The sequence below is a fragment of the Candidatus Sororendozoicomonas aggregata genome, from assembly GCF_031528575.1.
GTDB lineage: Bacteria > Pseudomonadota > Gammaproteobacteria > Pseudomonadales > Endozoicomonadaceae > Endonucleibacter > Endonucleibacter aggregata.
Genome location: NZ_JAVLSP010000173.1, coordinates 1 through 3152 on the forward strand (window position 1 = coordinate 1; position 3152 = coordinate 3152).

At 48.3% G+C, this 3152-nt stretch carries 3 protein-coding genes; 2 read left to right on the forward strand and 1 reads right to left on the reverse strand.

Features of this window, described 5'->3' with window-relative positions:
* Positions 1-94: 94 nt before the first annotated feature.
* Positions 95-1633: a 2,3-bisphosphoglycerate-independent phosphoglycerate mutase gene (gene gpmM, locus V4C51_RS17465; RefSeq protein ID WP_330927452.1), complete on the reverse strand. Its 1539-nt coding sequence runs from the start codon at positions 1631-1633 to the stop codon at positions 95-97.
* 239 nt (positions 1634-1872) lie between these two features.
* On the opposite strand from gpmM, the gene V4C51_RS17470 reads away from it, so the two are divergent.
* Together V4C51_RS17470 and V4C51_RS17475 are read left to right on the forward strand one after the other, a co-directional pair.
* Positions 1873-1926, forward strand: coding sequence for a helix-turn-helix domain-containing protein (locus V4C51_RS17470; protein ID WP_330927454.1), 54 nt, complete (start codon positions 1873-1875; stop codon positions 1924-1926).
* Between the two features lie 368 nt (positions 1927-2294).
* Entirely contained in the window at positions 2295-3011 is a 717-nt protein-coding gene (locus V4C51_RS17475) for an SDR family oxidoreductase (RefSeq protein ID WP_330927453.1), read from the forward strand.
* The last annotated feature ends 141 nt before the right edge of the window (positions 3012-3152 follow it).

Consider the following 3152-nt stretch of genomic DNA (forward strand, 5'->3'; position numbering starts at 1 on the left):
TTTTTTAATACCAGATTGGCCAAGCCATTTAAGTGGACTTACAAAGCTCGGCCATTGGTAGCATAGAGGGGATGGATATTAGAGCTTGGCACCACTAGTCGATTAACACCTTCCCGGTCATCTCTTTGGGTTGTTCAAGCTTCATCAAGGCCAGCAGTGTCGGAGATATGTCAGACAGCACTCCGTCAGACAAAGTAATTGTCTGAGGCCCCACGTATATCAGAGGTACCCGCTCACACGTATGTGCCGTATGGGCTTGCCCTGACTGAGGGTTCACCATTTGTTCAGCATTGCCATGATCCGCTGTAATCAGGCACTGCCCACCCGTTGCGGCCAGCGCATCCACAACACGGCCTATACAAATATCCACCGCTTCCACTGCTTTTACCGCTGCATCAAACACCCCAGTATGACCCACCATATCGCAATTGGCATAGTTACAGACAATCAGGTCATGTTTTTTGCTTTTAATCGCCTCAACCAGCTTATCGGTTAATTCAAAGGCGCTCATCTCAGGCTTCAGGTCGTAAGTGGTAACGTTGGGAGAGTCTACGAGAATGCGGCTTTCACCCTGGTAAAGTGCCTCCCGCCCACCACTGAAGAAAAAGGTCACATGGGCATATTTCTCGGTTTCAGCAATACGTAACTGGGTTTTCTCCAGTCTTTCCATGTATTCCCCCAGAGTATTGGGTAGTTCGGTAGGAGGAAAAGCGCAGGGAGTGTTAATATCAGCGGCATATTGAGTCAGCATGACAAAGTCGGCCAGAACGGGTAATTTTTTACGCTCGAACCCATCAAAGTCAGTTTGTATAAAACTGCGGGTGATTTCCCGGGCGCGATCAGCCCGAAAATTCATAAAAACCACGGTATCACCATCATTTACCGTGGCAGCCGCCTGCCCCTTGTCAGCAATGATCGTCGCCTTCACAAACTCATCATTTTCATCACGCTTGTAAGCCGCGCTTAAGCCTTCTGCGGGAGTTTTCGCATTATAGTCAGCTTTGCCCTGGGTGATCAGATCGTAAGCGGCCTGTACACGATCCCAGCGATTATCACGATCCATGGCGTAGTACCGACCAATCAGTGAAGCAACCCGGCCAACACCCAGCGTTTTAAGTCGGCTATCAAGAGCCTCAAGGGAATTTTCAGCACTGCGCGGGGGCGTATCCCGTCCATCAAGAAACGCGTGAACATAAACGGCTTTTGCACCGCGCCGAGAGGCCATATCAACCATGGCATGCAGGTGATCTTCATGACTATGCACCCCGCCAGGAGATAGCAGTCCCATAATATGGACGGCTTTATTGGCGGCTACTGCCTTGTCAACGCCCTGGCACAATGCCTGGTTATCAAAAAAATCTCCCTCTGTAATCGATTTCGTGATGCGGGTAAAGTCTTGATAAACCACACGGCCTGCGCCAAGGTTCATGTGACCAACTTCACTGTTCCCCATCTGGCCTTCGGGCAGACCAACATCCATGCCTGAGCCTGAAATCAAACTGTTAGGACTATCTGCCATCAGTTTGTCCATTACCGGAGTGTTTGCGGCATTGATGGCATTGTAATCCGCTTCCTCGCGGAAGCCGTAGCCATCAAGAATAATCAACGCGGTAGTTTTACGTTGTTCAGCCATTGGGAATCAACCATTACAAAAGGAGATAAAAAACTGAGGCATCATTATAGAGACTCTGAAGGCGGGGATAAATGCCCCACCACAGGTAATACCAATCGTCTTTTCTAAGAAGCAGTCTTAAAAGTCTGCCCGTAGCGAGGACTGCGAGAAATGGAGGATAAAAAGTCGCTTTTGTGGAATCAGCCCGATAGAGGGCTGGCTACAATTATTTCCTCACGCAAAAGTATGTTAATGTGCGCATGATTAAGAAAGCGTACAAATTCAGGTTTTACCCCACACCGGAGCAAGAGTAACAACTGGCTCATACTTTCGGTCGCGTACGCTTTGTTTATAGATTTCGGTGCCTCAATATCTGTTGCTTGTGCTCTAGGAGCCTGTCGGACTTAAGACAATTTCGGCCTAAAATCCAGAAAGTGCGAGAAAGTGCGGCCAGAATTTCCGATCAATTTGCTTAAATAGGTCAACTATTCGCACACATTGATCGGAAATTCTGACTCGCCCTACTCAATTTTATGCTCGAAAGCATAAGTCCGACAGGCTCCTAGCTTCAGATATTTCCAGATAAATACCTGTCTGTTTGTCGTGAAATAATAGTCAGGTGTTGTGTTCACTCCTGTTTGCTGTTGAGATACTACCAGCGAACCAGAACGGAGTATAAAAAATGTCCATTAAAGTCGTAACTGGCGCAAATCGTGGTATCGGCCTCGCTTTAGCGCAGTTGTATCTTGAGAAGAGTGATACCGTTTACGCGGGTGTTAGAACTCCCGCTGAAGCGCAAAGGCTCCAGGAACTTGCAAAAGAACATAAGCGACTGCGCATTCTTCCGCTAGATGTTACCAGTGAGTCCAGTATTACCAATTTCAAACACGCCATTGACGGCGCCATCGACACCCTTATCCATTGTGCCGGTATTTTCGGGCCTAAGGCACCTGCCGGGCCTGGGATGGAAGAATTTGCCGGACAACCCATCGATGAAATCACCAGGTCTGAATGGCTCAACATCTTTGATGTTAATACCATCAGCCCCTTCATGGTGACTCGTGCCCTTCGCAGCAAGTTTACCCGTAACGCGAAGGTCGTACTCATCAGCTCGTTATTGGGCAGTTTGGCTTTTAACACCAATGGTATGTCGTACATCTACAACAGCTCCAAAGCGGCTTTAAACATGGTGGGCCGCTCTTTAGCTGTTGATCTTGGTGAGCAGGGTACGTCTGTTTGCATGATTCATCCCGGCTGGGTTAAGACAAATATGGGGGGTAAAAACGCTGAAATTACCCCCGAGCAGTCTGCCGTGGGTGTTCACCAGGTGATCTCTGATCTTTGCCTTGATACTTCCGGGCAGTTCTTCGATTATGACGGTTCCGCAATGGATTGGTGATCCCTAAGAAGCAGTCTTAAAAGTCTGCCCGTGGCGAGAACCGCGAGAAATGGCGGATAAAAAGTCGCTTTTGTGAGGAGAATAGCGGGACTATTTGACGAACAAAAGCGACTTTTTAGACCCATTTATCGTAGCCGCAGT